19 protein-coding genes are annotated in these 25,171 nt (G+C 73.0%); 8 read left to right on the top strand and 11 right to left on the bottom strand.

Annotation, left to right across the window (positions count from 1 at the left end; all coding sequences use genetic code 11):
* Positions 1–157: 157 nt before the first annotated feature.
* Both ITX44_RS37540 and ITX44_RS37535 read left to right on the top strand, forming a co-directional pair.
* Positions 158–2,194, top strand: coding sequence for a glycoside hydrolase family 31 protein (locus ITX44_RS37540; protein WP_205363893.1), 2,037 nt, complete (start codon positions 158–160; stop codon positions 2,192–2,194).
* Positions 2,195–2,328: 134 nt separating this feature from the next.
* On the top strand, positions 2,329–4,134 hold the full coding sequence (locus ITX44_RS37535; RefSeq protein WP_236062362.1) for a GH39 family glycosyl hydrolase: 1,806 nt from the start codon (positions 2,329–2,331) through the stop codon (positions 4,132–4,134).
* An 87-nt stretch (positions 4,135–4,221) separates the two neighbouring features.
* Here ITX44_RS37535 and ITX44_RS37530 read toward each other — a convergent pair whose 3' ends face one another.
* Together ITX44_RS37530 and ITX44_RS37525 are read right to left on the bottom strand one after the other, a co-directional pair.
* Positions 4,222–5,124, bottom strand: a complete 903-nt coding sequence (locus tag ITX44_RS37530; protein ID WP_372441088.1) for an RNA polymerase sigma factor SigF — start codon at positions 5,122–5,124, stop codon at positions 4,222–4,224.
* A 151-nt stretch (positions 5,125–5,275) separates the two neighbouring features.
* Entirely contained in the window at positions 5,276–5,869 is a 594-nt protein-coding gene (locus ITX44_RS37525) for a TetR/AcrR family transcriptional regulator (protein ID WP_307795663.1), read from the bottom strand.
* Between the two features lie 279 nt (positions 5,870–6,148).
* On the opposite strand from ITX44_RS37525, the gene ITX44_RS37520 reads away from it, so the two are divergent.
* On the top strand, positions 6,149–7,093 hold the full coding sequence (locus ITX44_RS37520) for an SDR family NAD(P)-dependent oxidoreductase (RefSeq protein ID WP_205363891.1): 945 nt from the start codon (positions 6,149–6,151) through the stop codon (positions 7,091–7,093).
* A gap of 81 nt (positions 7,094–7,174) precedes the next feature.
* On the opposite strand, the gene ITX44_RS37515 is transcribed toward ITX44_RS37520, so the two are convergent.
* Positions 7,175–7,801: a GNAT family N-acetyltransferase gene (locus ITX44_RS37515; RefSeq protein ID WP_205363887.1), complete on the bottom strand. Its 627-nt coding sequence runs from the start codon at positions 7,799–7,801 to the stop codon at positions 7,175–7,177.
* A gap of 277 nt (positions 7,802–8,078) precedes the next feature.
* Here ITX44_RS37515 and glgA point away from each other — a divergent pair, with 277 nt between their 5' ends.
* Both glgA and glgC read left to right on the top strand, forming a co-directional pair.
* Positions 8,079–9,386 (top strand): glycogen synthase, encoded by a 1,308-nt coding sequence (gene glgA, locus ITX44_RS37510; RefSeq protein WP_205363886.1) that lies wholly within the window; start codon positions 8,079–8,081, stop codon positions 9,384–9,386.
* A 129-nt stretch (positions 9,387–9,515) separates the two neighbouring features.
* Positions 9,516–10,739, top strand: a complete 1,224-nt coding sequence (glgC, locus tag ITX44_RS37505) for a glucose-1-phosphate adenylyltransferase (RefSeq protein WP_205363885.1) — start codon at positions 9,516–9,518, stop codon at positions 10,737–10,739.
* A gap of 22 nt (positions 10,740–10,761) precedes the next feature.
* Here the strand turns inward: glgC and ITX44_RS37500 are convergent, their stop codons facing one another.
* A complete protein-coding gene (locus ITX44_RS37500; protein WP_205363883.1) occupies positions 10,762–13,911 on the bottom strand; it encodes a GH92 family glycosyl hydrolase in 3,150 nt (1,049 codons plus the stop codon).
* A 413-nt stretch (positions 13,912–14,324) separates the two neighbouring features.
* Between ITX44_RS37500 and ITX44_RS37495 the strand changes: the two genes are divergently transcribed.
* A complete protein-coding gene (locus ITX44_RS37495) occupies positions 14,325–15,326 on the top strand; it encodes a LacI family DNA-binding transcriptional regulator (RefSeq protein WP_307795662.1) in 1,002 nt (333 codons plus the stop codon).
* Here the strand turns inward: ITX44_RS37495 and ITX44_RS37490 are convergent.
* From ITX44_RS37490 to ITX44_RS37480, 3 genes are all read right to left on the bottom strand, one after another.
* Positions 15,313–16,176: an SGNH/GDSL hydrolase family protein gene (locus ITX44_RS37490; protein WP_205363880.1), complete on the bottom strand. Its 864-nt coding sequence runs from the start codon at positions 16,174–16,176 to the stop codon at positions 15,313–15,315. The two genes, ITX44_RS37495 and ITX44_RS37490, sit on opposite strands and share 14 nt — an antisense overlap.
* 217 nt (positions 16,177–16,393) lie before the next feature.
* Entirely contained in the window at positions 16,394–16,987 is a 594-nt protein-coding gene (locus ITX44_RS37485; protein WP_307795661.1) for a TetR/AcrR family transcriptional regulator, read from the bottom strand.
* 189 nt (positions 16,988–17,176) lie between these two features.
* The gene (locus ITX44_RS37480; protein ID WP_205363879.1) at positions 17,177–17,947 is read right to left on the bottom strand and encodes an SDR family NAD(P)-dependent oxidoreductase; all 771 of its coding nucleotides are present in this window, start codon (positions 17,945–17,947) and stop codon (positions 17,177–17,179) included.
* A gap of 287 nt (positions 17,948–18,234) precedes the next feature.
* Here ITX44_RS37480 and ITX44_RS37475 point away from each other — a divergent pair, with 287 nt between their 5' ends.
* Positions 18,235–18,558: a plasmid stabilization protein gene (locus ITX44_RS37475; RefSeq protein ID WP_205363878.1), complete on the top strand. Its 324-nt coding sequence runs from the start codon at positions 18,235–18,237 to the stop codon at positions 18,556–18,558.
* Positions 18,559–18,881: 323 nt separating this feature from the next.
* Here the strand turns inward: ITX44_RS37475 and ITX44_RS37470 are convergent, their stop codons facing one another.
* The 3 genes from ITX44_RS37470 to ITX44_RS37460 form a co-directional block, all read right to left on the bottom strand.
* Positions 18,882–19,637, bottom strand: a complete 756-nt coding sequence (locus ITX44_RS37470; protein ID WP_205363877.1) for a hypothetical protein — start codon at positions 19,635–19,637, stop codon at positions 18,882–18,884.
* A 48-nt stretch (positions 19,638–19,685) separates the two neighbouring features.
* Positions 19,686–21,680: a CHAT domain-containing protein gene (locus tag ITX44_RS37465; protein ID WP_205363876.1), complete on the bottom strand. Its 1,995-nt coding sequence runs from the start codon at positions 21,678–21,680 to the stop codon at positions 19,686–19,688.
* Positions 21,681–21,782: 102 nt separating this feature from the next.
* Complete coding sequence (locus ITX44_RS37460) at positions 21,783–22,616, bottom strand: aldo/keto reductase (protein ID WP_205363875.1); 834 nt, start codon at positions 22,614–22,616, stop codon at positions 21,783–21,785.
* Between the two features lie 316 nt (positions 22,617–22,932).
* Here ITX44_RS37460 and ITX44_RS37455 point away from each other — a divergent pair, with 316 nt between their 5' ends.
* Positions 22,933–23,985, top strand: coding sequence for a LacI family DNA-binding transcriptional regulator (locus ITX44_RS37455; RefSeq protein WP_205363872.1), 1,053 nt, complete (start codon positions 22,933–22,935; stop codon positions 23,983–23,985).
* A gap of 57 nt (positions 23,986–24,042) precedes the next feature.
* Here ITX44_RS37455 and ITX44_RS37450 read toward each other — a convergent pair whose 3' ends face one another.
* Entirely contained in the window at positions 24,043–25,032 is a 990-nt protein-coding gene (locus ITX44_RS37450; protein WP_205363870.1) for an aldo/keto reductase, read from the bottom strand.
* Positions 25,033–25,171 lie beyond the last annotated feature (139 nt).

Genomic DNA, 25,171 nt, shown 5'->3' with positions numbered 1-25,171 from the left:
GCCGTCCGCGGACCCGGATCCGTACGCCCCGCCGCTGGACCCCGCCGTACTCCGGCACAACTCGCCCGCACAGCCCGCTCGTACGACCCGCACCGCACCCGCACGGACGACTCGTACCGACGACTCGTACCGACGAACCCGATCGAGGAGAACCGCCTTGCCGCCCGCGTTCACCCGCACCCCCGACCGACTGCTGTGGCGACACGGCCACCATGTGCTCCAGGTCGAACCCTGGGGCCCCGACGCGGTCCGGGTCCGGGCCGGCCTGCACCGCATCCTGGACGGCCTGCCCGGCGCGCTCGACGACGCGCCGCAGCCGTCGCGGGAGTGCGTCACGGAGATCCACGCCGGGCACGCCGTCCTGGTCAACGGCCTGCTGCGGGTCACCGTGGCCGCCGCCGACGGCCTGCTGACCGCCGTGCGCACCGACACCGGGGAGGAGTTGCTGCGCGAGGAGCCGGCGCACTTCTGGTGGCCCGGCGCCCGGCACTTCGAGGCCGCGGGCGCCGGCACGTACCGCATCGAGCAGCGCTTCGCCGCCCATGACGGGGAGCGCGTCCACGGCCTCGGTCAGCACGGTCACGGCCGGTTCGACCAGAAGGGCACCGTGCTGGAACTGCGGCAGCGCAACGGCGAGGTGACCGTCCCCTTCGCCCTGTCCAGCCGTGGCTACGGCTTCCTGTGGAACAACCCGGCGGTCGGCAGGGTCGAGTTCGCCGCCAACGGCACCCGCTGGGTCGCCGACCGGGCCCGGCAGATCGACTGGTGGCTGGCCGCGGGCCGTACCCCCGCCGACGTCCTCGCCCGGTACGCCGGCGCCACCGGTCACGCCCCCGCCTTCCCGCGCTGGGCGTCCGGGCTGTGGCAGAGCAAGCTGCGCTACCGCGACCAGGCCGAAGTGCTGGCCGTGGCCCGCGAGTACGCCCGGCGCGGGCTGCCGCTGTCCGCGATCGTCATCGACTACCTGCACTGGCGGCACCTGGGCGACTGGGACTTCGACCGGCGCGACTGGCCCGACCCGCGGGCGATGACCGAGGAACTGCGGCATCTCGGTGTGGAGCCGGTGGTCTCGGTGTGGCCGTCGGTGAGCCCGCTGTCGGCGGCCTGGGCCGAACTGCGCGACGCCGGGCACCTGGTGGCCGCCGACGCCGGCCCCGCCCTGCACGCCGACTGGCCCGACACCGGCGACAACGCCGCCGGCATCGGCGTCGCCTTCTACGACGCCACCAGTCCGGCCGCCCGCGCCGCGCTGTGGGACCGGCTCCAGGAGCACTACTACAAGCTCGGCATCCGCACCTACTGGCTGGACGCCTGCGAGCCGGAGATGCGCCCCGGCCACCCGCACAACCTGTCCTTCGCCGCCGGACCCGGCGCGGAGGTCGCCAACCTCTACCCGCGCGAGCACGCCCGCGGCATCCACGAGCACCTCACCGAGCAGGGCGAGACCGAGGTGCTGTCGCTGATCCGCTCGGCCTGGGCCGGCTCGCAGAAGTACGGCGCCGCCCTGTGGTCCGGCGACATCCCGGCCACCTTCGAGGCGCTGGCCGGCTCGGTACGGGCCGGCCTCAACGTGGCCCTCAGCGGCATCCCCTGGTGGACCACCGACATCGGCGGCTTCCACGGCGGCGACCCGGACGACGAGGACTACCGCGAACTGATGGTCCGCTGGTTCCAGTTCGCCGCCTTCTGCCCGCTGCTGCGGCTGCACGGCCACCGCGAACCGCGGATCTTCGACGGCCCGGTCGGCACCGGCGGCGGCCCCAACGAGATCTGGTCCTACGGCGAGTGCGCCGAGCGGGCCATGACCGCGGCGCTGCGGCTGCGCGAGCGGCTGCGCCCCTACCTGCACCGCACGCTGGACGACGGCCGCCGCACCGGCCTGCCGCTGCTGCGGCCGCTGCTCCTGGAGTTCCCCGCGGACCGGGCCGCCTGGGACGTGGACGACCAGTTCCTGTGCGGCCCGGACCTGCTGGTGGCGCCGGTGGTACGGGCCGGCGCGCGCGAACGCCGGGTCTACCTGCCGGCCGGCGCGCGGTGGACGGAGTACGCCACCGGCGCCGTCCACCCCGGGGGCACCTGGGTCACCGCCGCCGCCCCGCTGGAGACGGTGCCGCTCTTCCTGCGCGACCGGGCCGATCCCTTCGTCCCGGCAGGCACCCCCGCCTCGTCGGTACCACTGCCGGCGATCCCGTGAACCGAACCGCCGGCCACCTCGGCGGCCCTTTTCCCGGCGGTTCCGTCAGCCATTCCGTGAGCCATTCCCGTCAGCGATTCCAGTGATTCCAGTGATTCGAGCGATTCCGTGAGTGATTCCGTCAGGGAGGAACGATGAATCCAGCCCGACCCCGGTGGCGCAAGGGCGCGTTCGCCGGGCTGGCCGCGGCCGCGGCCGTCCTGGCCGTCGCCGCTGCCGCCCTCGCGCCGACTCCGGCCGCGGCGGCCGACACGTCGGTCACCGTCGACCTGAACGCCCAGGGCGCCGCGCCCAACCACGCCGGCGCCGGCTTCCTCTACGGGCTCAGCCAGGACGGCTCCGCCCCCGCCGACAGCCTGCTGCAGCCCCTGGCCCCCACCCTCTTCCGCGGCGGCGGCGCCCGGATCGCCGGCGGCGGCTGGCTGGGCGACGGCTACCGCGCCGGGTCCGGCTACCGGGTGCGGATCGACTCGGCGCTCTCCCAGGCCCGCCGGGTCACCGCCGCCCCCTACCGGGCCACCTACCACCTGCTGGTCTCCGACGTGTGGGGCGCCGACACCACCCAGCCCGCCAACACCGTCTACCCGTGCGACAACGGCGACTGCTCCAACTGGAAGAGCTTCGTCGACCAGCTCGTCTCCGACGTGCGGGCGTCCGGGGTGAGCGTCACGTACGACATCTGGAACGAGCCGGACGGCACCGGCTTCTGGCAGCGCGGCGTCAACAGCGAGCAGTACTACCAGATGTGGGACACCGCGGTCCGGGAGATCCATCGGCTCGACCCGAGCGCGAAGATCACCGGCCCCTCGTACAGTGGCTACAACCACGGCTGGCTGGACGGCTTCCTCGGAAGGACCACGACCGACGGCACTCTGCCGGACGTGCTCAACTGGCACTTCGGCACCGACCCGGCCGCCGACGCCGCCGACGCCCGCGCGCTGCTGTCCGCCCACCAGATCGCCCAACTGCCGCTGACGATCAACGAGTACCTGTTCTCCCAGCAGCAGAACTCCGCCTACACCGCGTGGTTCCTGGACCGGCTGTCCGCCTCCGGGGTCAGCGCCGCCGCGCACGCCATCTGGTCCGACTGCTGCGGCGCAGGGACGCTGGATTCACTGCTGGTCGGCGGCCAGCCCACCGGCCAGTGGTACGTGTACCAGGCCTACGCCCAGCTCAGCGGCAAGCTGCTGGGCACCGGCGGCAACGGCGCGACCGCGGTGGCCGCGGCCCTGGACAGCGGCACCCGCCAGGTGCGGGCCCTGCTCGGCAACAACTCCGGCCAGGGCGGTACCGCCACGGTGACCTTCCAGAACGTCACCGCCGCCTCCTGGCTGGTCAACAACGGCAAGGTGCACGTGAAGGTGCAGCGCATCCCCGACGCGAACCCGCTGCCCGGCGGCCCGAGCACCGTCCTGGACAGCGACGTGGCGGTCAACGGCAACTCCCTTGTGGTCCCGGTCAGCCAGGCAAGCGGCTCGGACGCGTACACGGTCACCCTCACCCCGGGCAACGGCTCCACCGGCCCGGTCGACTCGACGGTGATCGTGGACGGCACCGACACCGCCGTCTCCGACCTCGACCACTTCGAGTACGGCGCCAACTGGGGCGTGACCACCGGCGTGCCCGACATGTACCAGCAGACCGCGAACTGGTCGTACGTCGGCGGCGCCACCGCGGTGCTGCGCTTCACCGGCACCCAGGTCGCGCTGCACGCGGTGCGGGACGTCGACCAGGGCATCATGTCGCTGTCGGTGGACGGCGGCACACCGGTGAACGTGGACGACTACGCCCCGTCCCGCAACGCCTCCGGTGTGGTGTGGACCAGTCCGCTGCTGGCCGCCGGCAGTCACACGCTGACCATCGTCAACACCGGAGCGCGCAACGGCGCGAGCAGCGGCAACAACATCGCCGTCGACCGCGCCGACATCTCCACCTCGTAGGACCCCCAGGATCCGCGCAGCCGAAAAGGCGGCCGTGACCCGGGGAAGGGTTTCCGGGTCACGGCCGCCCGACGGGGAGCGGAGGGGTCACTCCTGGGCCAGCAGCCCCGCCCGCAGCCTGTTGATCGTCCGGCTCAGCAGCCGGGAGACGTGCATCTGCGAGTAGCCCATCACCTCGCCGATCTGCGCCTGGGTCATCTCCTCGCCGAACCGCATCTGCAGCAGCTTGCGGTCCCGCTCCGGCAGTTTCTCGATCAGCGGCGCCAGGCTGTGGAAGTCCTCCACCAGTTCCAGGGCCGGATCACACGCGCCGAACGTCTCGGCGAGGGTGCGTCCCTCGCTGTCCGGGCCGCTGTCGGCGTCGTTGTAAGGGGTGTCGAGCGAACCGGCCGTGTAGCCGTTGGCGGCCACCAGCCCCTCGACGACCTCCTCCTCGCCCAGGTGCAGGTGCTCGGCGAGTTCCTGCACGGTGGGGTCGCGATCCAGCCGCAGCGACAGCTCCTCCTTGGCCTTGCTCAGCTCCACACGCAGCTCCTGGAGCCGGCGCGGTACGTGCACCGCCCAGGAGGTGTCGCGGAAGAAGCGCTTCATCTCTCCCACGATGTACGGGATGGCGAAGGTGGTGAACTCCGTCTCCCGCGACAGGTCGAACCGGTCGATCGCCTTGATCAGCCCGATCGTGCCGACCTGCACGATTTCCTCGTGGTCGGTGGCGGGCCGGTTGCGGTACCGCCCGGCCGCGAAGTGCACCAGGGCCAGGTTCATCTCGATGAGGGTGTTGCGGGCGTAACTGTACGCGTGCGTCCCCTCCTCCAGTTCCTGGAGGCGGTCGAAGAAGAGCCTGGACAACTCCCGGGCGTCACGCGGTGCCACGCTCGTCGCGTCGTCGATCCACGGCAGTCCGCCGGTGGTCTGTTCGTCCCCGGCTGTCCACTGCCCGCTCGTCGCCGTCTCGTTCGTGCTTCCCGACTGCTCAACCGTTGTGGTCACGTCATCGCCTCGCACATCTTCGACTGTTCGCAGCCCGCCTGCCCGGCCTCGAACCAGGTATGCCACATTCGGCAGCGGAATTTTCCTGCCCCACAGGTCCCTTCCGGCTCACCGTCCCCAAATGTCCGATTTTGCACCGGAATCGGAGGGGTCAACCGGCGGGTGGGCCGGGGGCGCCGTGCCGTAGTCCGTCCATCAGCAAGTCCAGTAGCCGGCCCGCCTGTTCGCGCCGGTCGGGCTGGCCGGCGGCGAGCGAGACGCCGCTGAGCGCGGTGAGCACGTCCGCCGGATCGGCGTCGGCCCGCAGTGATCCTTCCTTCGCCCCGGCGGCCAGCAGGGCCGAGATCGCACCGGTGAGCGAGTCGCGGCTGTGCGCGAAGGGGTTGCCGCCGGAGGCGACCACGGCCCGCAGGGCGTCCGCCATGCCCCGCTTGGTGGTCATGTAGTCCACGAACCGGTCCATCCAGACCCGCATGGCCCGGTCGGCCGGCGCGGACTCCAGCAGCAGGGGTGCCGCGTCGCACAGCCGGGTCAGCTCGTTGCGGTAGACCGCCTCGACCAGCGCCTCGCGGGTGGGGAAGTGGCGGTAGAGGGTGCCGATGCCCACGCCCGCGTCCTTGGCGATCGACTCCAGCGTCGCCTCACCGCCCTGCGACAGCGCGCGCACGGCGGCGGCCAGCAGCCGGTCGCGATTGCGCTGCGCGTCCGCCCGCAGGGGTCTGGGGGAGGGGGTGCTGCCCGGCACGGTCTGTCTCCTTCGTCGGCCCGGTCGGCGGTGGCCGCGCCCACCAGGGTACGGGGGCGCCGGCCCGGACCCGATGCCATGTCCCTGGGCCGGTTGCAAGTGGAGCCACCTCCGCTTATTCTGGGCACCGTAGCGGAGCTTCCTCCGGTTGACCGTGGTGCCGGCGACCAGGTGCGCGGCACTGTCCGCGGTCGCCGGAACACCGTACGCGGTCACCGGGTGCCGCCACCGCTGCGACCAGCCCCGGACCATCCCGGGGACCTGCGAAACGGGACGAACATGACTTCCAGTACGCGTATCACCACGCCTTTCGACCGTGACTCCACGGCGGCCGAGGTCGTGGCCGGCATCGACCTGACCGGACGGCGCGCCGTCGTCACCGGCGGCGCCTCCGGGATCGGCATCGAGACCGCCCGCGCCCTGGCCGGCGCGGGCGCCGAGGTGACCCTGGCGGTGCGCAACGAGCGGGCCGGCCACGAGGTCGCCGCCGACATCACCGCCACCACCGGCAACGAGCGCATCGCGGTCGCCCCTCTGGACCTGTCCGACCAGGGCTCGGTGGCCGCCTTCGTCCAGGCCTGGCGGGGACCGCTGCACATCCTGGTGAACAACGCCGGGGTGATGGCCTCGCCGGAGGCCCGCACTCCGCAGGGGTGGGAGCTGCAGTTCGCCACCAACCACCTCGGCCACTTCGCGCTGGCCACCGGCCTGCACCCGGCGCTGGCCGCGGCCGGGAACGCCCGGGTGGTGTCGGTGAGCTCCTCCGCACACCTGCGCTCGGGCGTGGTCTTCGAGGACATCCACTTCCGCGAGCGGCAGTACGAGCCCTGGCTCGCCTACGGCCAGTCCAAGACCGCCAACGTGCTCTTCGCGGTCGAGGCCACCAAGCGCTGGGCGGCCGACGGCATCACCGTCAACGCCCTGATGCCCGGCGCCATCCGCACCAACCTCCAGCGGCACGTCACCGAGGAGGAGCTGAACCGGCTGCGGGCCCAGTCCGGCGGCACCGCCACCTTCTGGAAGAGCCCGGAGCAGGGCGCCGCGACCTCGGTGCTCGCGGCGGTCTCCCCGCTGCTGGCGGGCGTCGGCGGCCGCTACCTGGAGGACTGCCAGGAGGCCGAGGAGAACCGGCCGCCGACCCGCTTCGGCGTGGCCGCCCACGCCCTCGACCCCGAGGCGGCGGCCCGGCTGTGGCAGGTGTCGCTGGACACGCTGGCCGGCTGACCCGTGGTGTGCGGGCCGGCCGCCCGGGTCGGTGGTGCAGCCGCCCTTGCGGCAGTTGATGTCGGGACAGGACATGGTGGGTCACCTCTTCTCTGTGACGTTCTCTGTGAAGTTCTCTGCAAAGCCCTGTGCGAGGTCAAAGCCCTGTGCGAAGTCGCTTTTCGCCAAGTCGTCGGGGACACAGTCCAGAAGGAGTTTGTCGACACGCTCCCCGTGCCACAGGGCGGCGTTGCGCAGTCGCCCCGCGGTGCGGAAACCGGCCTTGAGGTAGGCGTGCACCGCCGCGCTGTGCGGAGCCAGCACCTCCAGCCACACGGTGCTGAGCGACGCGATGCGGAACGCCCAGTCGAGGGTGAGTGCGGTCGCCTCGGTCGCGTAGCCCCGGCCGCGTTGCTCCGGTGCGATCACGAGGGTGAACTCGGCGCTGTTGACGGACTGGTCGACATTCAGTGAGGTCGTCCCCACCGGAGTGCCGCCGTCAGCGGTGATCACCTCGAACAACTGGTAGTGGGTGGTGGTGTGACCGTTCCGGAAGCGTGTCTGGAACACTTCCCAGGGCACCGGCCAGCGGGCACCGAAACCGACCACCGTCGCCGGGTCGGTCTCCCACCGGTGGTAGTCCTGCATCATCTCTTCCCTTGCCAGTGCCAGCGCCAGCCGGTTTCCGGTGTGCAGCGCGGCGGGTGCGGTGAGGTGCGGATCGGTCATCACGCTCTGTCTCCACTGTGTTTGCCCGGGCCGGGGGGTCGGTGACCGTCAATAAAGCGTCAATCCAGTTGTCGCGCGGGCAGGGCAGATCCGCGGTATTGCCCCGGGACCGGCAGATATGTGCTTGACCGGGTTCCGGTTGTGCCCGCGGGGCCGGACCTACGGCGATCGAATGGTCGCCGTACGTGACCGGCGGCTGCCCCAGCCGTCGCTCGGGTGAGCTGATGCCCCATCGGGCGGGGCCGGCCGCGGCTCCGATGGCGCGGAAGCCCCGTACATGACAACGCATAGAACGTGGCCGAATTCCGAGCAACCCCACCGGCCCCCGCCCCGACGGCACGGACCGGCCACTCGCACGATAGATCCGGCCCGCCGCGGGGAAGGCAAGGAGCACACGGCACGTCGACGGCGGGAGGATCGGGTGAAGGTGGCACTGCTGACCCGGGAGTACCCGCCGGACGTCTACGGCGGGGCCGGCGTCCACGTCGAGTTCCTGGCCCGCGAACTGCGCGCCCTGGCCGACGTGGAGGTGCACCGCTTCGGGGCGGACAGCCGGCCCGGGGTCGTCGGGCACAGCGCGCCCGGCTTCCTGGACGGCGCCAACGACGCGCTGCGCACCTTCGGCACCGACCTGTCCATGGCCGCCGCCCTCCAGGGCCGCGACCTGGTGCACTCCCACACCTGGTACGCCAACCTGGCCGGCCACCTGGGCAAACTGCTGTACGGCGTGCCGCACGTGGTCACCGCCCACTCGCTGGAGCCGCTGCGCCCCTGGAAGGCCGAACAGCTCGGCGGCGGCTACGCCCTGTCGAGCTGGGCCGAACGCACCGCCGTCGAGGCGGCCGACGCGGTGATCGCGGTCTCCGACGGCATGCGCGCCGACATCCTGGCCTGCTACCCGGCGCTGGACCCGGCCCGGGTGCACGTCATACGCAACGGCATCGACACCGCCACCTACCGCCCCGACCCCCGCACCGACGTGCTGGAGCGGATCGGCGTCGACCCGGCCCGCCCGTACGTGCTCTTCGTCGGCCGCATCACCCGGCAGAAGGGCGTCCCCCACCTGCTGCGCGCCGCCCGCGGCATCGACCCGTCGGTCCAGCTCGTGCTGTGCGCCGGCGCCCCCGACACCCCCGCGCTGGACCGCGAGTTCCGCGCCCTGTTCGACGAGCTCCAGGCCGTGCGCGACGGGGTGCACTGGATCCCGGCGATGCTGCCCCGCTCCGCCGTCGTCCAGCTCCTCACCCACGCCTCGGTGTTCGTCTGCCCCTCGGTGTACGAGCCGCTGGGCATCGTCAACCTGGAGGCCATGGCGTGCGGCACCGCGGTGGTGGCCTCCGCGGTCGGCGGCATCCCCGAGGTCGTCCAGGACGGCGTCACCGGCCTGCTCGTGCCCTACGACGAGGAGCGCCCCGCGGAGTTCGAGGCCGGCCTCGCCGCGGCCATTGACCGGCTCACCGGCGACAAGGCGACCGCCGACGCCATGGGCGCGGCCGGCCGCGAGCGCGCCGCGGGCGACTTCGGCTGGAACACGGTCGCGGCCCGGACCGCCGAGCTGTACGCGGCGCTCCTCGGCGCCGGCTGACCCGGCCCGGCGCCCCGGGCCCACCCGGCCCGGGACGGCGGCCGGACCCACAGCGGCCGGACGCACGGCAGCGGAACACAAGGGGACTGGACGGATGCGGACTTCGATCGAGATCAAGGGGGGTACCCGATGCGCGGTGGACCTTCGGTGCTGGGAATCGTGCTGGCCGGCGGCGCGGGCAAGCGGCTGATGCCGCTCACCGCCGACCGCGCCAAACCGGCGGTGACCTTCGGCGGCACCTACCGGCTGGTGGACTTCGTGCTGTCCAACCTGGTCAACGGCGACATGATGCGGATCTGCGTACTCACCCAGTACAAATCGCACTCGCTGGACCGGCACATCACCACCACCTGGCGGATGTCCAGCCTGCTGGGCAACTACGTCACCCCGGTCCCGGCCCAGCAGCGGCTCGGCCCGCGCTGGTACCTGGGCAGCGCGGACGCGATCCTGCAGTCGCTGAACCTGATACACGACGAACAGCCGGACTACGTGGCGGTCTTCGGCGCCGACCACGTCTACCGGATGGACCCCCGCCAGATGCTCGCCCAGCACATCGAGCACGGCGCGGGCGTCACCGTGGCCGGCATCAAGGTGCCCCGCGCCGACGCGCACGGCTTCGGGGTGATCACGCCCGGCGCCGACGGCATCGAGGTGGACGGCTTCCTGGAGAAGCCCGCCGACCCGCCGTCGCTGCCCGGCGACCCCGGCCACGTCTTCGCCTCCATGGGCAACTACCTGTTCACCACCAAGACCCTGCTGGAGGCGCTGCAGGAGGACGCCGAGGACCCGCAGTCGATGCACGACATGGGCGGCAGCATCCTGCCCCGGCTGACCGCCAAGGGCGTCGCCCAGGTCTACGACTTCGGCACCAACCACGTGCCCGGCGAGACCGCCCGCGACCACGGCTACTGGCGGGACGTGGGCACCCTGGACGCCTACTACGACGCCCACATGGACCTGGTCGGCGACCAGCCCGCCTTCAGCCTGTACAACCGCAGCTGGCCCATCTACACGCACGTCGCCGGCCAGTTGCCGCCCGCCAAGATCGCGGCCGGCGGCATCGTGGGGGAGTCGGTGATCAGCCCCGGCTGCGTGATCCGCGGCCAGGTGACCCGCTCGGTGCTCTCGCCCGGCGTGGTGGTCGACCCCGGCGCGGTCGTCCAGGGCTCGGTGCTGCACGACAACGTACGGATCGGGCGCGGCGCGATCGTACGCGGCGCGGTGCTGGACAAGAACGTGGACGTCCCGCCCGGCGCCACCATAGGCGTCAACCCCGACCGGGACCGTGAGCTGTACACGGTGTCCGCGGCCGGGGTGATCGCCCTCGGCAAGGGCCAGGAGGTGGTGCGCTGAGGGGCGCGCCCCCGGCCCGGCCTCAGCTGCCCAGCGCCTCCAGTTCGTAGATCCGCGCCGCCGGGTCGGTGGTCTGCGTCGGCGTGATCACGCTCAGGCGCACGTACCGGGCGGTGGCGCTCACCTGCTGGGTGGTGGTGTCGGCGGTGTTGCCGCGGACCTGGGCGACCGTCGTCCAGGCCGAGCCGTCGGCCGACACCGCCATGTCGAAGTCCCGCGTGTCCCACGCCGGGTCCTCGCCGCCGGCGCCCGCGTGCCGCACCACCAGCGAGCTCAGCGCGTGCGCCGCGCCCAGGTCCACGGTCAGCGTCTTGGTGCCCGACGCGGTCGAGCACCACTTGTCACTGTTGCCGCCGCTCCAGCTCCCGTTGACCGCCTTGTCCGGCGTCTCCGTGGAGTTGCAGGACGCCGAGCCGGTCGTCGCCGCGCCCAGCGCCAGGTCGGCCGGCCCGCTCCCGTACACCTCCAGCTCGTAGATCCGGGTCGCCGGGTCGGTGGTCTGGGAGGGCGTGGTCGTCACCAGCCGGACATAGCGGGCCGCGCGCGGCGCGACCGCATGGTACGTACGGCTGGACCGCGAACCGCTCACCGTGACCGCCGTGGACCAGGTGGTGTCGTCGGTGCTGGTCTGGATCTGGAAGGCGGCGGTGTTCCAGTCGGTGGTCTCGCCGCCGAGCGCGGCGTGGTCCACCCCGAACGACGAGACGGTCCGCACCGACCCGAGGTCCACCGCAAGGCTCGCTCCGGAGGTCTTCGAGCACCACTTGCTGTTGTTCTTCAGGCTGCCGTCCACCGCCTTGTCACCGGACTCGGCGCTCGCGCACGGCGCCGACGCGGTCACCGGACGGCCCTGCGCCAGGTCCGGCCCCGGATCGGGCACGGCCGGCACCGGGGTGGCCCCGTCGGTGAAGGACGGCGGCACGTCCGAGGCGCCGGTGCCCCAGGTCGCCGACGCGGCCGTCCCCATGGTGAAGGCCACGGTGCCGCCGCCCGCCAGGTCCGGGTAGCGCAGGTAATTGTGGCTGGTGGCGACCCCGTTCACGGCCAGGCCCTGCACGTACGGGCCGCTGCCGGAGGCGGTCAGGGTGACAGCGCCGCCCGGGCGCTGGAGCACCACCTGCGGGAAGGACGGGCCGTGCACCGCCAGCGTGTCGGCGCCCGGCGTCGCCGGGTACAGGCCCAGCGCCGCCCACACGTACCACGCCGAGGTGGCCCCCAGGTCGTCGTTGCCGGGCAGCCCGCCGGGTCCGGTGGTGTACGACTGGGTCATCACCGCGCGCACCGCGTCCGAGGCGCCGGCCGGGTCGCCCGCGAAGTCGTACGCCCACGGCACCGCGTGCTCCGGCTCGTTGCCGATGTAGAAGTACGGGCGGCTCTGGCCCGCGTTGACCTCGGTGAAGTGGTGGTCCAGGCGCTGCACCGCGGTGCGCCGGCCGCCCATCGAGTTGATCAGGTCGGCGTAGTCGTAGGGGACCATCCAGGTGTACTGGGCGGCGTTGCCCTCGGTGAAGTTGGTGGGGCTCGCCGGGTCCAGCGGCCACACGTAGGAGCCGTCGGTGTTGCGCGGCTGCACGTAACCGGCCTCCGGGCCGAAGGTGTTGCGCCACCACTGCGCCCGGGTCATGTGGGTGCCGTAGCTGGTCGTGTCGCCCAGCGCCTTGGCGAACTGGGCCACCGCGAAGTCCGAGGCGGAGTACTCCAGCGAGTCCGAGGGCGCCCCGTTCAGGTAGTGCAGGCCGGTGTACGTCGACTGCCGGCCGCGGGTCGCCGAGCCCTGCATGGTGCCGCCGTTGGACGCCTTCTCCATCAGCGACAGCGCGGCCGCCGTGTCGAAGTTCCGCACCCCGAAGGCGTACATGCTGGCCACGATGATCGGACCGGGGTCACCGGTCATCACGAAGTCCTCGTTGGTCTGCTGCGACCACTTGGGCAGCAGCCCGCCCTGCTGGCCGTCCAGCACCATCGAGTTGGCGATGTCGCTCGCCTCGGCCGGGGCGATCAGCGCGATCAGCGCCGCCCAGGAGCGGTAGATGTCCCAGCCGGAGTAGTTCTGGTACACCGGGCGCGCGGAGTTGTGCACCGCGCCGTCGAAGCCGCGGTAGTCGCCGCCCACGTCGCTGGAGATGTTGGGGCTCTGGAAGACGTGGTAGAGCGCGGTGTAGAACTTCTTGAGGTCCGCCGTGGCGCCGCCGGTGATCTGTACCCGGTTCAGCACCCCGTTCCAGGCCGCGGTCGCCGCCGAGCGCACCGCGCCGAAGTCCCAGCCGCTGTTCTCCGCCGCCACGTTCGCCTGCGCGTTGGCGACGCTCACGTAGCTCAGGCCGATCACCGCCTGCACGGTCGGCGCGGTGGTGGTGTCGAAGGTGACGTACGCCCCGGTGTCGGTGCCGCTCGCGCTCGCCGAACCGGCGGTCACCGTGGAGCCGGACCAGGTGCCGTAACCGGTGGGCGCGCGGTCGAAGCGGATGTCGAAGTAGATCTGGTAGGTCTTGGACGAGCCGCAGAAGCCGCCGGCCGTCACGCTGCCGGTCACCTCGGACCCGGAGACCCGCACCGAGCCGCTGCGCGAACCGGTCGCGCTGCGGCTGTCGTTGATCAGCAGCCGGGCCTGCGTGGTGGCCGGGTAGGTCAGCCGCGCCATCCCGGTGCGGGTGGTGGCGGTCAGCTCCACGTCGGTGCCGTACTTGTCCAGCCGGTTCTTGTAGTAGCCGGGCGACGCGCTCTCGTTGGCCTTGGTGTACGCCGACGCGTACCCGGTCCAGTTGCTGCCCGGGGAACTGCCGAGCGCGCCGGTCACCGGCATCAGCGGCAGGTCCTCGTTGTTGGGGCAGCCGGCGCCGTCGAAGTGCGTGAGGCTGAAGTCCTCGATCGAGGTGTCGGAGTACCGGTAGCCCGACGGCGACGCGGTTGGCGTGTCCGGGCTGAACTGCACCCCGCCGAAGGGCACCACGGCCCCCGGATACGTGGAGCCGCCCGCGCCGCCGGGCACGGGGTTGGGCGCGGTGCTGTCGTCGGTGCCGACGAACGGGTCGGCGTACTGCGTCAGATCGGCCGTCGCGGCGCGGGCGGGCACCGAGGCCAGCGCGTTGACGCCGAGGACGGCCAGTAACAGGGCGCACAGCGCGCCGAGGGCCCTGGAAAGGGACCTGGAGCGGAAAACCGCAGGGAGCACGGAGGACCACCTTCTCGCTTCAGGCACGCACCGCCTCGCAGGGGGCGGGCTGCCGCGGGACACGGGGCTGCTCGAGGTGCGTGTGAACGTTACCAAGCGGATGAGCATTGTTGATGTGTACCTGACGCAATGTCAAGGGTCTGGACCAGCCCCGCGGAGCAGCGTAGGGGCGCCGGGCTTCACGGCGGCTCCGTGCCCTGCTGACACGCCGTCACATCCCTGACCGTGCCGCCGAGTGGGTGGGAACGTTACCAAACCCTCACGCGGCCGTCCCCGCCCGACCGGGCCGGCCTGCCATCATCGAAACCGGCGGCGACATCGTTTCGGCAGGCAGGACAGGCAGCGCAGGCGTACAGGCAAACCGGGAACACAGGCAACCGCGAGCACGGACAGCGGCGGAGGCGAGGAGGCCCGTGAGACGCCCGACGATGAAGGACGTGGCCCGACTGGCGGGCGTCAGCCCCATGACCGTCTCCCGGGTCGTCTCCGGGGAGCCGGGCGTGGCGCCGGCCACCGCCGCCAAGGTCGGCCAGGCGGTGCGCGCCCTCGGCTACCAGCGCAACGACAACGCCCGCCATCTGCGCCGCAAGAGCCCCGGCACCGCCACCATCGGCCTGCTCGTGGACGACCTGGCCAACCCCTTCTACGCCCGGATGGCCCGCTCGGTGGAGGACGAGGCGCACCGCCGCGGCTGCCTGGTCCTGATCGGCAGCACCCACGACGAACCGCGCCGCGAGCGCGAGGTCGTCGCCGCCTTCACCGCCCGCCAGGTGGACGGCCTGATCCTGGTGCCCACCGCCGCCGGCCACGGCTTCCTGCGCGGACCCGCGCACGCCGGCACCCCGGTGGTGTGCGTGGACCGGCCCGCCCCGGGCCTGGCCGTGGACACCGTCACCGTCGACAACCGGGCCGGCGCCCGGCGCGCCGTCACCCACCTGCTCGCCCACGGCCACACCCGCGTCGCCTACCTCGGCGACCGCGTCGGGATCTGGACCCAGGGCCAGCGCTGCGCCGGCTACCTCGACGCGCTCACCGCCCGCGGCATACCCGAGGACCCGGCCCTGATCCGGCACGGCCTGCGCACCGGCGACCAGGCCCGCGCAGCGCTCGCCGGCCTGCGCGCCCTGCCCGACCCGCCCACGGCGCTGTTCACCAGCAACGACCTGATCACCCTCGGGGTGCTCGACGACCTCGACCACCCCGCCCCGCTGGCCGTCGTCGGCTTCGACGACCTGCCGCTCGCCGAACGCCTCACCCCACCGCTCACCGTGATCAGCCAGGACCCGCTGGCGCTCGGCGGCGCCGCGGCCGGCCTGCTCTTCTCCCGCATCGCCGGCGACACCTCGGCGCCGCGCTCGGTTGTACTCGAGACGCGGCTGGTCGAACGCGGCTCGGGGGAGCTCAGGCGGGCGTGACGGCGGTGGGGGGAGTGGGGGATGGGCTGCCCGGTCCGGTCGGGGGCGTGGCCGGGGCCGGTCCGTCCGAGGGGCCGGTCACGCCGGCACCGGCGCGCGCCACCGCGCCGCGGGCCTCGCGCTCCTCGACGGCGGCGGTCAGCGCCGGGAACAGGGCCCGGGCGATCCGCAGGTAGCCCGCGTCATTCGGGTGCAGCCGGTCCACCCGCTCGGCCGCGGTCAGCGCGGGCGGGTCCACGTAACGGAACATCCGCCCGCGCTCGCGCTCGACGGCCGCCAAGTGCCGGGCCAGCACGTTGAAGCCGGCGATCTGCGGCTGGAGTCCGGGGGTGGTGGGGATCAGGCCCAGGTAGACGACCGAGACGCCGGGCCGGTCGGCGTAGATGCGGTCCACCAGGGCGGCCAGCCGCTCGGGCGCGTGGTCCGGGTCGACACGCCGGTTCAGGTCGTTGATGCCGATGTGCAGCAGGACGACGTCGGGCCGGCCGGCGGCCGTCCACCGGTCGATGTTCGCCATCACCTGACCGATGGTGTAGCGGCGGTGGCCCTCGTTGTCCGGTTCGGGCAGGTCGCCGTTGTGCTCGGAGCCGACGAACCGGATCGCGTACCGCTTCTGCCCCGCCACCATGCGCCACAGCGGCGCCCGGTACGACGACTCGGTGGCGCTGCCCTGCCCCCAGGTGATCGAGTCGCCCAGCGGCATCACCCGTACCAGCGGCGGCGGACCGCTCTTCTTCGGGGCCGCACTGGCCGTGCCCCGCGAGGGCAGCAGCGCCACGACCGCCAGGACGCAGGCCGCGGCGACCACGGCGACCACCGCCCCGGTACGAGCCAGCCGGCCGCCCCTCATGTCCGTCGTCCTTTCCGGCTTTCCTGCACGTGGCCTTCGGCGGGGTGTGCCGTACGGCGTCCCGCCGGGCCGGACCTCACCACTCGCCACCGACTGTGCGACTCCTCGCGGGTGACAAGGGGTCACCATAACCGGTACGGACGGTGTGGTGGAAACGCGGTGAAAACGCGCGGGCGGCGTACGGGTGCCGCCGCCGGAGGCGGATCGCCGCTGCGGCTCAGGCGTCGGCCCGGAGTTGTCCGAGCGTCAGGTCGAGTGCCGCCTCCAGGGCGTCGAGCCGGCCGGTGACGATCATGTGGACCGCGCCGCCCTGCACGGCGGCCAGCAGGCCCGCGGCGGCCCGGTCGGCGTCCGGAGCGGGCCGCATCAGCCCCTGTTGCTGCATGTGCCGCACCCCGGCGGCGAGTTTGCCGTGCCAGGTCTCGAGCAGCTCGGTCTGCACCTGCCGCGCGCCCTCGTCCTCCGGGGAGAGCTGCTCCAGCAGCACCCGCATCGGGCACTGCCGGCCTTGCCGGCGGTAGTGGTCCAGCAGTGTGTCCCGCCAGCCGTACCAGGCCGGCCACGAGGTCAACTCGTCCAGATACGGCTGCTGGTCGGCCAGCACCTGATCCGCCTCGTGCCGGGCCACGGCGAGCACGAGCTGTTCCCGCCCGTCGGGGAAGTAGTGGAAGAGCTGGCTCTTGCTGGTGCCGGTGACGCCGCGGATCTCGTCCAGGGACACCCCGCCGCCATTGCGCCGCATCAAGTCCGAGGTGCCCTCGATGATGCGCTGCCGGGTGGCCGCGCCCTTGCTCGTCAGACCCTGCGGCACCTGCCCCCGCCTTTCCGCGACTTCACCGACGTGACCGGCGTTGCCGCCCGTCCGCTGCGACCGGACCGATTCGACCGGCCCGGACCGGAACGGTAGGGACCGGAACGGTAGGGACCGGACCCGAGCGGACCGTAGGACCCGGCCGGGCTCGGCGGTCCGGGTCCCATCGTACGGTCCCGGGCCCGCCGGTCAGGCGGCGACGACCGCCACCGCGACCCGGCCGCCGTCCACGTCCAGCACGGTGCCGTGCACGAACGCGGCCTCGTCGCTCGCCAGATACACCGCCGCGTGCGCGATCGCCTCGGGTGTGCCGGGGCCGTCCGCCGGGGTGCCCTTCATCATCACGTCGCCGGGGTGCGGGCCGGTCCCCTCGGGCAGCGCCGGGTGGACGACGCCCGGCGAGATCGCGTTGACCCGCACCCCGGACGGCCCGAACTCGGCGGCCCAGGCCCGGGTCAGCGTTTCCAGCGCGCCCTTGGTGGAGCTGTAGAGCGAGCCGACCGGAATGCCGAGCCGGCTGATCCACGAGCCGAGGTTCACGATGCTGCCCGAGCCGCGCGCGGCCATCGCGGGCGCGACGGCGGCGGTCAGGAAGAAGGGCGCCTTGACGTTGACCGCGTACACCCGGTCGAAGGTCGCGTCGTCGGTGGTGGTCGTGGTCGCGGGCGGGTAGATCCCGGCGTTGTTGACCAGGATGTCGATCCGGCCGCCCAGCACCTCGGTGGCGCGCTCGGCCAGCGCGGTGCTCGCTGCGGCGCTGCCGTCCAGGTCCGCGGCGACGAAGTCGGCCCGGCCGCCTGCTGCCTCGATCTCCGCGATCACCTCGGCGCCTCGCTCCGGGTTGCGCCCGACCACCACCACATGCGCGCCCTCCGCGGCGAACGCCACCGCGATCGCCCGGCCGATGTTGCTGGTCGCGCCGGTGACCAGTGCGGTTCTGCCCTGCAGTCGAGCGGTCATGGCGGTGCCCCTTTCCTTTTTCTTCGCTGGATTCGGCGGCCGCGGCGCCCGGATCAGAATGGACTGCGCGGTTCAGAATGAACCGTAACACGAGTGTGGACCGTGGGGTCCAAAATGGGGGCGCGTGACGCCGCCACCCGGACGCCGTACGCGCGGCGGCCGCGCGGGAGCGGCCGGTGGCGCGTACGGGACCACGGTGCGTGTGCCGTCCGGGGGGCCGGGCAGGCGAACGGCAGGCCGGACCGCCGGACCGGTCCGCGCCGTACGTACGACGAGAGGTGAGCACCATGCCCCGCGGAGCGTCGCCCAAGCGCGAGCGGCAGTACGAACACATCAAGGACAGCGCCCGGGAACGCGGCGAGTCCGAGCAGCGGGCCGAGGAAATCGCCGCCCGCACCGTCAACAAGGAACGGGCCCGCTCCGGCGAGTCCCGCGGCGCGAGCCGCACCTCCACCCGCGACATGTCCTCCGGCCGTCGCGGCGGCCTGCGCTCCGGCTCCGGCCCGGGCGGCCCGACCCGGGACCAGCTCTACAACGAGGCCCGCCAACGCGGCATCAAGGGCCGCTCGCACATGACCAAGGACGAACTCACTCGGGCCTTGGGCCGCTGAAGGGCCTCGCGGCCGGCGGGTTGGTGAGCCGATCCGGAGTTGACCTGGCTCTTCGCCCGGCTCCCGGATCCGGGAGTCCGAACCGGCCGGCCAGACCGGGGCAACCGGGTTCAGCGGCGGCCCGGGACAAGGAAAGCTGCTTGCCGGGCCCGCACCCGGCAGCCGGGCTGCGCGGCGGGTCCCGGAGGTGTGTACGGCCAGCTCCGGCCGCCGGCCCGCCCGGGCCCGGCGCGGAAGGGGCCGCACCGGCCAGGAGAGCGCCGACCTCGAAGTCGGAGAGCGCTCTCCCCGCCTCCAACCACGGGGCAGGCCGCGCCCGGACGTCAGCCGGCGAGCAGACCCAGGGCCTCGGGCGTGACGCGGGCGGCGGTCGGTTCGGTGTGGTCTCCATCGGCAAGGGGGCGGGGATCCGGGTCGTCGTCCAGGTAGCTGGCGGCGGTTTCGGTGCGGCGCAGGCGCCGTTTGACGTGGAGCGCCTCGTAGAGCGGGGTGGAGGCGGTGAGCGACCAGGTCGCCGCCCTGCCGCGGTGGACGTTCACGCCGGCTCCGGCCCGGATCACCTGCTGGCCGCCGGGGTCACCGGGCACCTCCACGTGCAGCTCAGCCTCGGCGTCGTCGCCCTCGGCCACGACCAGGGTGCAGGCGTCGAAGGAGCGGACCGCGGTGACCACGTGCCACGTGTCGCGCCAGACGCCTCGCGCGTACAGCGACAGCATCGCCTCCCGTACGTCGGCGACCCGCCGGTACTCCGTCACCGTGCCGTGCTCCGCGACGAAGACGAACGACGAGGCGCCGCTGAGGCGGGCGCGCACCCGGGCGCCCGGCGCGGACGCGTCGGCGTCGGCCTGGAAGGAGAAACCGTCCTGCAGGAGCATCCGCTCCACCCCCGGCCGCCGTACCGTCGGTCCCGGCTCCTCGTGCCGCACCAGGTCCCGCAGCCGGGTCTCGACCCGGATCGCGCCGCCCGTCCCGTCGCGGGTCACGATGTCGCCGACCTGAAGGGAACGATCCGGCAGCCAGGTCGCCAGCGCCCCTTCGGTCTCCCACACGGCCTTGGCGTACTTGCTCGGCAGTGCCACGCGTTGCTCCTCGGGGTCGTCGTTCGCGGGTCGTCGGCGGGCGGGCGGTCAGGCGGGCGGGTGGTCGTCCGGCGCCGCGCCGTGGACGACCAGGCCCCAGCGGGCGGTCGAGTCGGCGGGCACCGCCGAGCGCGCGGCGGCCAGCGCCGGCAGCAACCGCCCGTGGTCGGCGAGGTGGCCGATGAGGGCGCTCACGATGCGCGCGGTGGGCAGGCCCGGCAGCGGCCACAGGCCGCCGACGACGGTGGACGTACCGTTCAGCAGCATCGCGGCCGGCAGGTTGATCGGGAACGAGGTCGGAGGCGCCGCCGCGGACCAGCAGGCGGCGATCAGCGCGTTCGGCGGGGGCGCGGCGCCGGCCAGGGCGAGCGCGCCCAGTGGCCGGCCGGCGGCGCCGGTACGGAAGCCCAGGCCCGTGCCTCCGCCGTGGGCGAAGACCAGCAGCAGGTCCGTGGGCGTGCCGCCGGGCTCCGCGGTCAGGCGTACGTCGAGCCGTCCGCCGGCCCGTGCCTCCTGAAGGGCGTCGAAGACCAGGTCGCCGCCGGGCGCGTCGTCGTCCAGCACCGCGGTCACCCGGCGGATCGCAGCGGCGAACGGCCGCAGGCGCGCGTGCACCGCCAGCGAGGGGGACAGGGTCACGCTCGTCCGGCTCAGCGCGGCCGCGGCCTGCCACGGGACGCTCCACAGCGGGCCGTCCGGAACGATCACCAGCGAGCCGAGCCCGGGGCCGGCGAGCCGGGCCACGAGCGTGTCCGGCAGCAGGCTTTCCACCAGGCCGTCGAGTTCCGGCGCGGTGACCCCGGCGATCTCCCGCGGGTCGCCTCCCGCCAGCCGGTCCAGCAGGGACGTTTCGGCCCGGTTGAGCACGGCGCGTTTCATCGCCACGGTGCGCGGCGGGGTCACCAGCAGCGCGCGGACCGTGAACTCGCCGGTGGACAGCATGCGCTGACAGCGCAGCAGCAGCCCGGGCCGGCCGCGCAGCCCCGTGACGCAGGCCGCCAGGTCCGGCCAGAGCGGGTGGCGCTGGGCCTCCAGCGCCAGCCGGGCCTGGGCCAGTTCGGGGAGTTCGCCGGCGTCGGGCAGCGCGGCGATCTCGGAGAGCCCGGCGTCGGCCATGGCCTCCAGGAGTTCGGCCAGGACGTTGACGGCCTCGAGCGTGGGGTCCAGCGCCAGGAGATCGGCCACGAGTTCCAGCCCGGCCCGGGCGACCGGCGGCACCTCGCCGAAGTGCTGGCGGCGTCGTAGGTGGCCCAGCACCGAGATCAGACCGCGCCGGGCCGCCTCGACCTGTATGTCCGCGACGGCGAGGGCCCGCAGCGCCATGTGCAGGCCGCTCAGCAGGTCGTCGTCGGTGTGCCGGCGCAACTCCGCGATCTCGGCCGCGGCGGCGGCCGCGGCACCCTTCCGGTCGTCCGCCGCGAGCGCCCGGCCGGCGGCGGAGGGCTTCCTGCCCCCGGCCGGGCGGAGCGTGGGACGCAGCCCCTCGGCCGAACGGACGGCGATGTCGTCCGGCGGTAACCGGGAGGTGGCCTCGTACAGTTCTTCGACCGCCGCGGGATCGCCGCCGAGCACGGCCACCGTGAGCAGCGCGAGCGCTTCGTCCGACGCGGAGAGCGTTTTCCGGACGGCCAGCGCCTGCCGTCCGGCCCACAGGGCGACGTCGTGCTGTTCGCAGGAGCGTGCGGCCGCGGCCGCCGCCACCAGATCGGCCCCGGGGCGCTCCCCCGCCCCGCGAACGGCCATCAGCGCCAGCGCGGAGGCGGCCAGGGCGCGTTCACCGTCCTCGGCACCGGCCCCCAGCAACGCCCGGGCCGACGCCAGCGCGGCCGCCTCGATATCCGCGTCCAGTTCCTCGTCCGGCCGGTAGGCCGCCCACACCCCGCCCGTCCCCGCGGCGAGCAGCACGGCGTCCAGGTCGTCCCGTACGAACGTTCGCAGCAGCAGCCGGGCCGCCTCGGCGTCTCCCGGCCGTACCTCGTCCAGACACGCCCGGCGCAGCAGTTCGGCGAGCGCTGCGCGCGCCGCCTCGTCGGAACCGGCCATGCTGCATCCTGCCACGGCAGGGCCCGGCTCTGTGCGGCCCTGCCCGCGTTTGGAGGGGGAGAGCGCTCTCCCGGACCGACCCCGCCCCGCCCCGTCCGGGGCTCAGGGGATCCAGTTGAACGTGTCCGGGTCCGGGCCGGTGCGTTCGTCGCGGTTCAGGGCGGTGATCGCGGCCATGTCCTGCTCGGTGAGCTCGAAGTCGAAGAGGCGGAAGTTCTCCTCGACGCGGGCGCGGGTGACCGACTTGGGGAAGACGATGTCGCCGCGCTGGAGGTGCCAGCGCAGCGTGACCTGGGCGGTCGAGCGGTCCAGCCGGGAGGCGATGCCGGCGATCACCGGGTCGCCGAGCACGTTGCCCTTGGCGATCGGCGACCAGGCCTCGGTGGCGATGCCGTGCCGGAGGCCGAAGGCACGCACGTCGTCCTGGGTGAGGTACGGGTGGACCTCGATCTGGTTCACCGCCGGGACCACCTCGGTGTTCTCGAGCAGCTTCCGCAGGTGGGCCGGGTTGAAGTTGGAGACCCCGATCGCCCGGGTGCGGCCGGACCGGTAGATCTCCTCCATCGCCCGCCACGTCTCCACGTAGTCGCCCACGCCCGGCATCGGCCAGTGGACCAGGAACAGGTCGACGTACTCCAGGCCGAGGTCGTCCACGGTACGGGCGAAGGCGGCGAGCGCGTCGCCGTACGCGTGGTAGCCGTTGTTCAGCTTGCTGGTCACGAACACCTCGCCGCGCGGCAGGCCCGACTCCCGGACCGCCTCGCCGACCTCCTTCTCGTTGCCGTACATCTCGGCGGTGTCGATGTGCCGGTAGCCGGTCTCCAGCGCGGCGAGCGTCGCGGCCCTGGTGTTCTCGGGCTCGATCTGGAAGACCCCGAAGCCGAGCTGCGGGATCGGGACACCGTTGTTCAGCGTGAGCGTGGGCACTGTTGTCATGTGCGCGGCTTCCTTGCGTGGGTCGGCTGGACTCCTTGCCCCCCGACGCCCCCGTGCCCCCGGCCCCGCCACGCCTCGTACCCTCGTGACCTGCGGCGACGCGGTCGGGCGGGTCTCGCACCCCATGACCCACCGTAACGGGTCCGGTCGGGTCCGGCGCGCGGGAGCGGGCGGCCCCGGAGGCATGCGCCGGGCGGACGCGGTGGTCTTGAGTTCGGAGAGCGCTCTCACGGCGGAATGTAATCGTTTACTCTGGGGCCCTGACCTGCCGCCGGCGTCCGGCCCGGTGGTCGTTTCCGCGCGCTAAGGAGACCCCTTGCCCGGCCCGCGCCCCGTGTCCCGTCCCACTCTGGAGGCCGTCGCCGCCCGCGCCGGAGTCTCGCGCGCCACCGCCTCGCGCGTGGTCAACGGGGGAGCGGGGGTACGCGGCCCGCTGGCCGAACGGGTCCGCAAAGCCGTGGAGGAACTCGGCTACGTCCCCAACCAGGCCGCCCGTACCCTGGTCACCCGGCGCAACGAGGCGATCGCCGTGGTCGTCGCCGAACCCGAGGCCCGCTTCTTCGCCGACCCCTTCTTCGCTCGCCAGGTGCGCGGCATCAGCCGCGAACTGACCGCGCACGACAACCAGTTGGTGTTATTGCTCACCGGCGGCGAGTCCGACCACGAACGGGTCGGCCGCTATCTGGCCGGCGGCCACGTGGACGGCGCGCTGATCTTCTCGCTGCACGCCGACGACCCGCTGACCGGCCTGGCCGGTCAGGCCGGTGTCCCGGTCGTCGTCGGCGGCCGGCCCACCTGGCAGGACCACGACCAGGGGCGCCGCACCCTGTACGTGGACTGCGACAACCGCGGCGGCGCCCGTGACGCGGTGCGTCACCTGCTCGGACTCGGCCGCCGGCGCATCGCCCACATCGCCGGGCCGCTGGACCAGCCGGCCTCCGTGGACCGGCTGAACGGTTTCCGCGACGTGCTGCCCGAGGGCGGCGGCACCCTGATCGCCGAGGGCGACTTCACCGCGGAGGGCGGCGCCCGGGCCATGGCTGCCCTGCTGGAGCGCTCTCCCGACCTCGACGCGGTCTTCATCGCCTCCGACCTGATGGCCTCCGGCGCGCTGCACATGCTGCGTACGGCCGGCCGCCGCATCCCGCAGGACGTGGCGGTGGTCGGCTTCGACGACATGATCTCGGTCGCCGAGTGGACCGACCCGCCGCTGACCACCGTCCACCAGGACATCGAGGAAATGGGCCGCCTGATGGCCCGCCTGCTGCTGCGCACCCTGGAACCGCCCGCCCCGGCCGGCGCACCCGCCGTGCCCGCCCTCGCCTCGATCGTCACCCCGACCCGGCTCGTGGTCCGCGCCTCCGCCTGACCGCCACCCGCCGCACCGGCTGAGCGGCCCGACCTGAGTGCGTCTGTCCCGGGGGTCTCAGATCCAGGTGGGCACGCGCCCCTCGGGGTAGCGGGCGCCGAAGCCGCCCTGAGGCAGGATCCCGTCGATGGCCTTGAGGTCGGTGTCGGTGAGAGCGATGTCGGCGGCGCCGGCGTTTTCCTGGATGCGCTTCGGGCTGCGCGTGCCGGGGATGGGCACGATGTGCTCGCCCCGGGTCAGGAGCCAGGCCAGGGCGAGCTGGGAGACGGTGGCACCCTTGGCCGCCGCGAGCTCGGCGAGCCGGTCGACGGCTTCGACGTTCTTCTCGAAGTTGCCCGGCTGCCAGCGCGGGTCGACGTTGCGCATGTCGGTGGCTTCGTACTGGCCGGCGGGCTTGGCGGTGCCGGTGATGAACCCGCGGCCGAGAGGGGAGTAGGCGACGAAGCCGATGCCGAGTTCGTCCAGGGTGGGGAAGAGCTCCTCGACGTCCCGTTCGAACAGGGAGTACTCGGTCTGCAGGACGGAGACCGGCTGCACGGCGTGCGCCTTGCGGATCGTCTCGGGTCCGGCTTCGCTGAGGCCGAAGTACTTCACCTTGCCCGCGTCGATCAGCTCCTTGACGGTGCCCGCGACCTCCTCGATGGGCACCTCGGGGTCGACGCGGTGCTGGTAGAAGACATCGATGTGATCCACGCCGAGGTAGCGCAGGCTGTTGTCGGCGACCTTGCGGATGGTGTCGGGCCGGCTGTCGAGAGCGCTGCCGATCCGCTCCGGAGGCACGGACATGTCGACACCGAACTTGGTGGCCAGGACCACGTCGTCGCGGAAGTCCCTGACCGCCATGCCGACCAGGATCTCGTTGGATCCGGTGCCCAAGCCGTACATCTCGGCGGTGTCGAAGAAGGTGACGCCCAGGTCGTGCGCGCGGCGAATGGCGGCGACGCCGGCCTCCTCGTCGGTGGGGCCGTAGGCCATGGTCAGGCCCATCGCGCCGTAACCGATCGCCGAGACCTCAAGGCCCTGGCCGCCGAGTGTGCGCTGCTGCATGACTCACTCCTCCGAAAGACATCTCACGTGACTAAGAAGTCAAGCCGCAGCGGCCAGATCTGCTGATGGGGAGGTGAAAGCATGCTGCTCGTCGAAGAGCTGCCCGCTGTGGAGGCAGTGGTAGAGCTGGCCGATCATG

This window comes from Actinacidiphila acididurans (assembly GCF_016918855.1).
GTDB lineage: Bacteria > Actinomycetota > Actinomycetes > Streptomycetales > Streptomycetaceae > Actinacidiphila > Actinacidiphila acididurans.
Note: the sequence above shows the minus strand (reverse complement) of the source record. Positions and strands in the feature narration are given on the sequence as shown.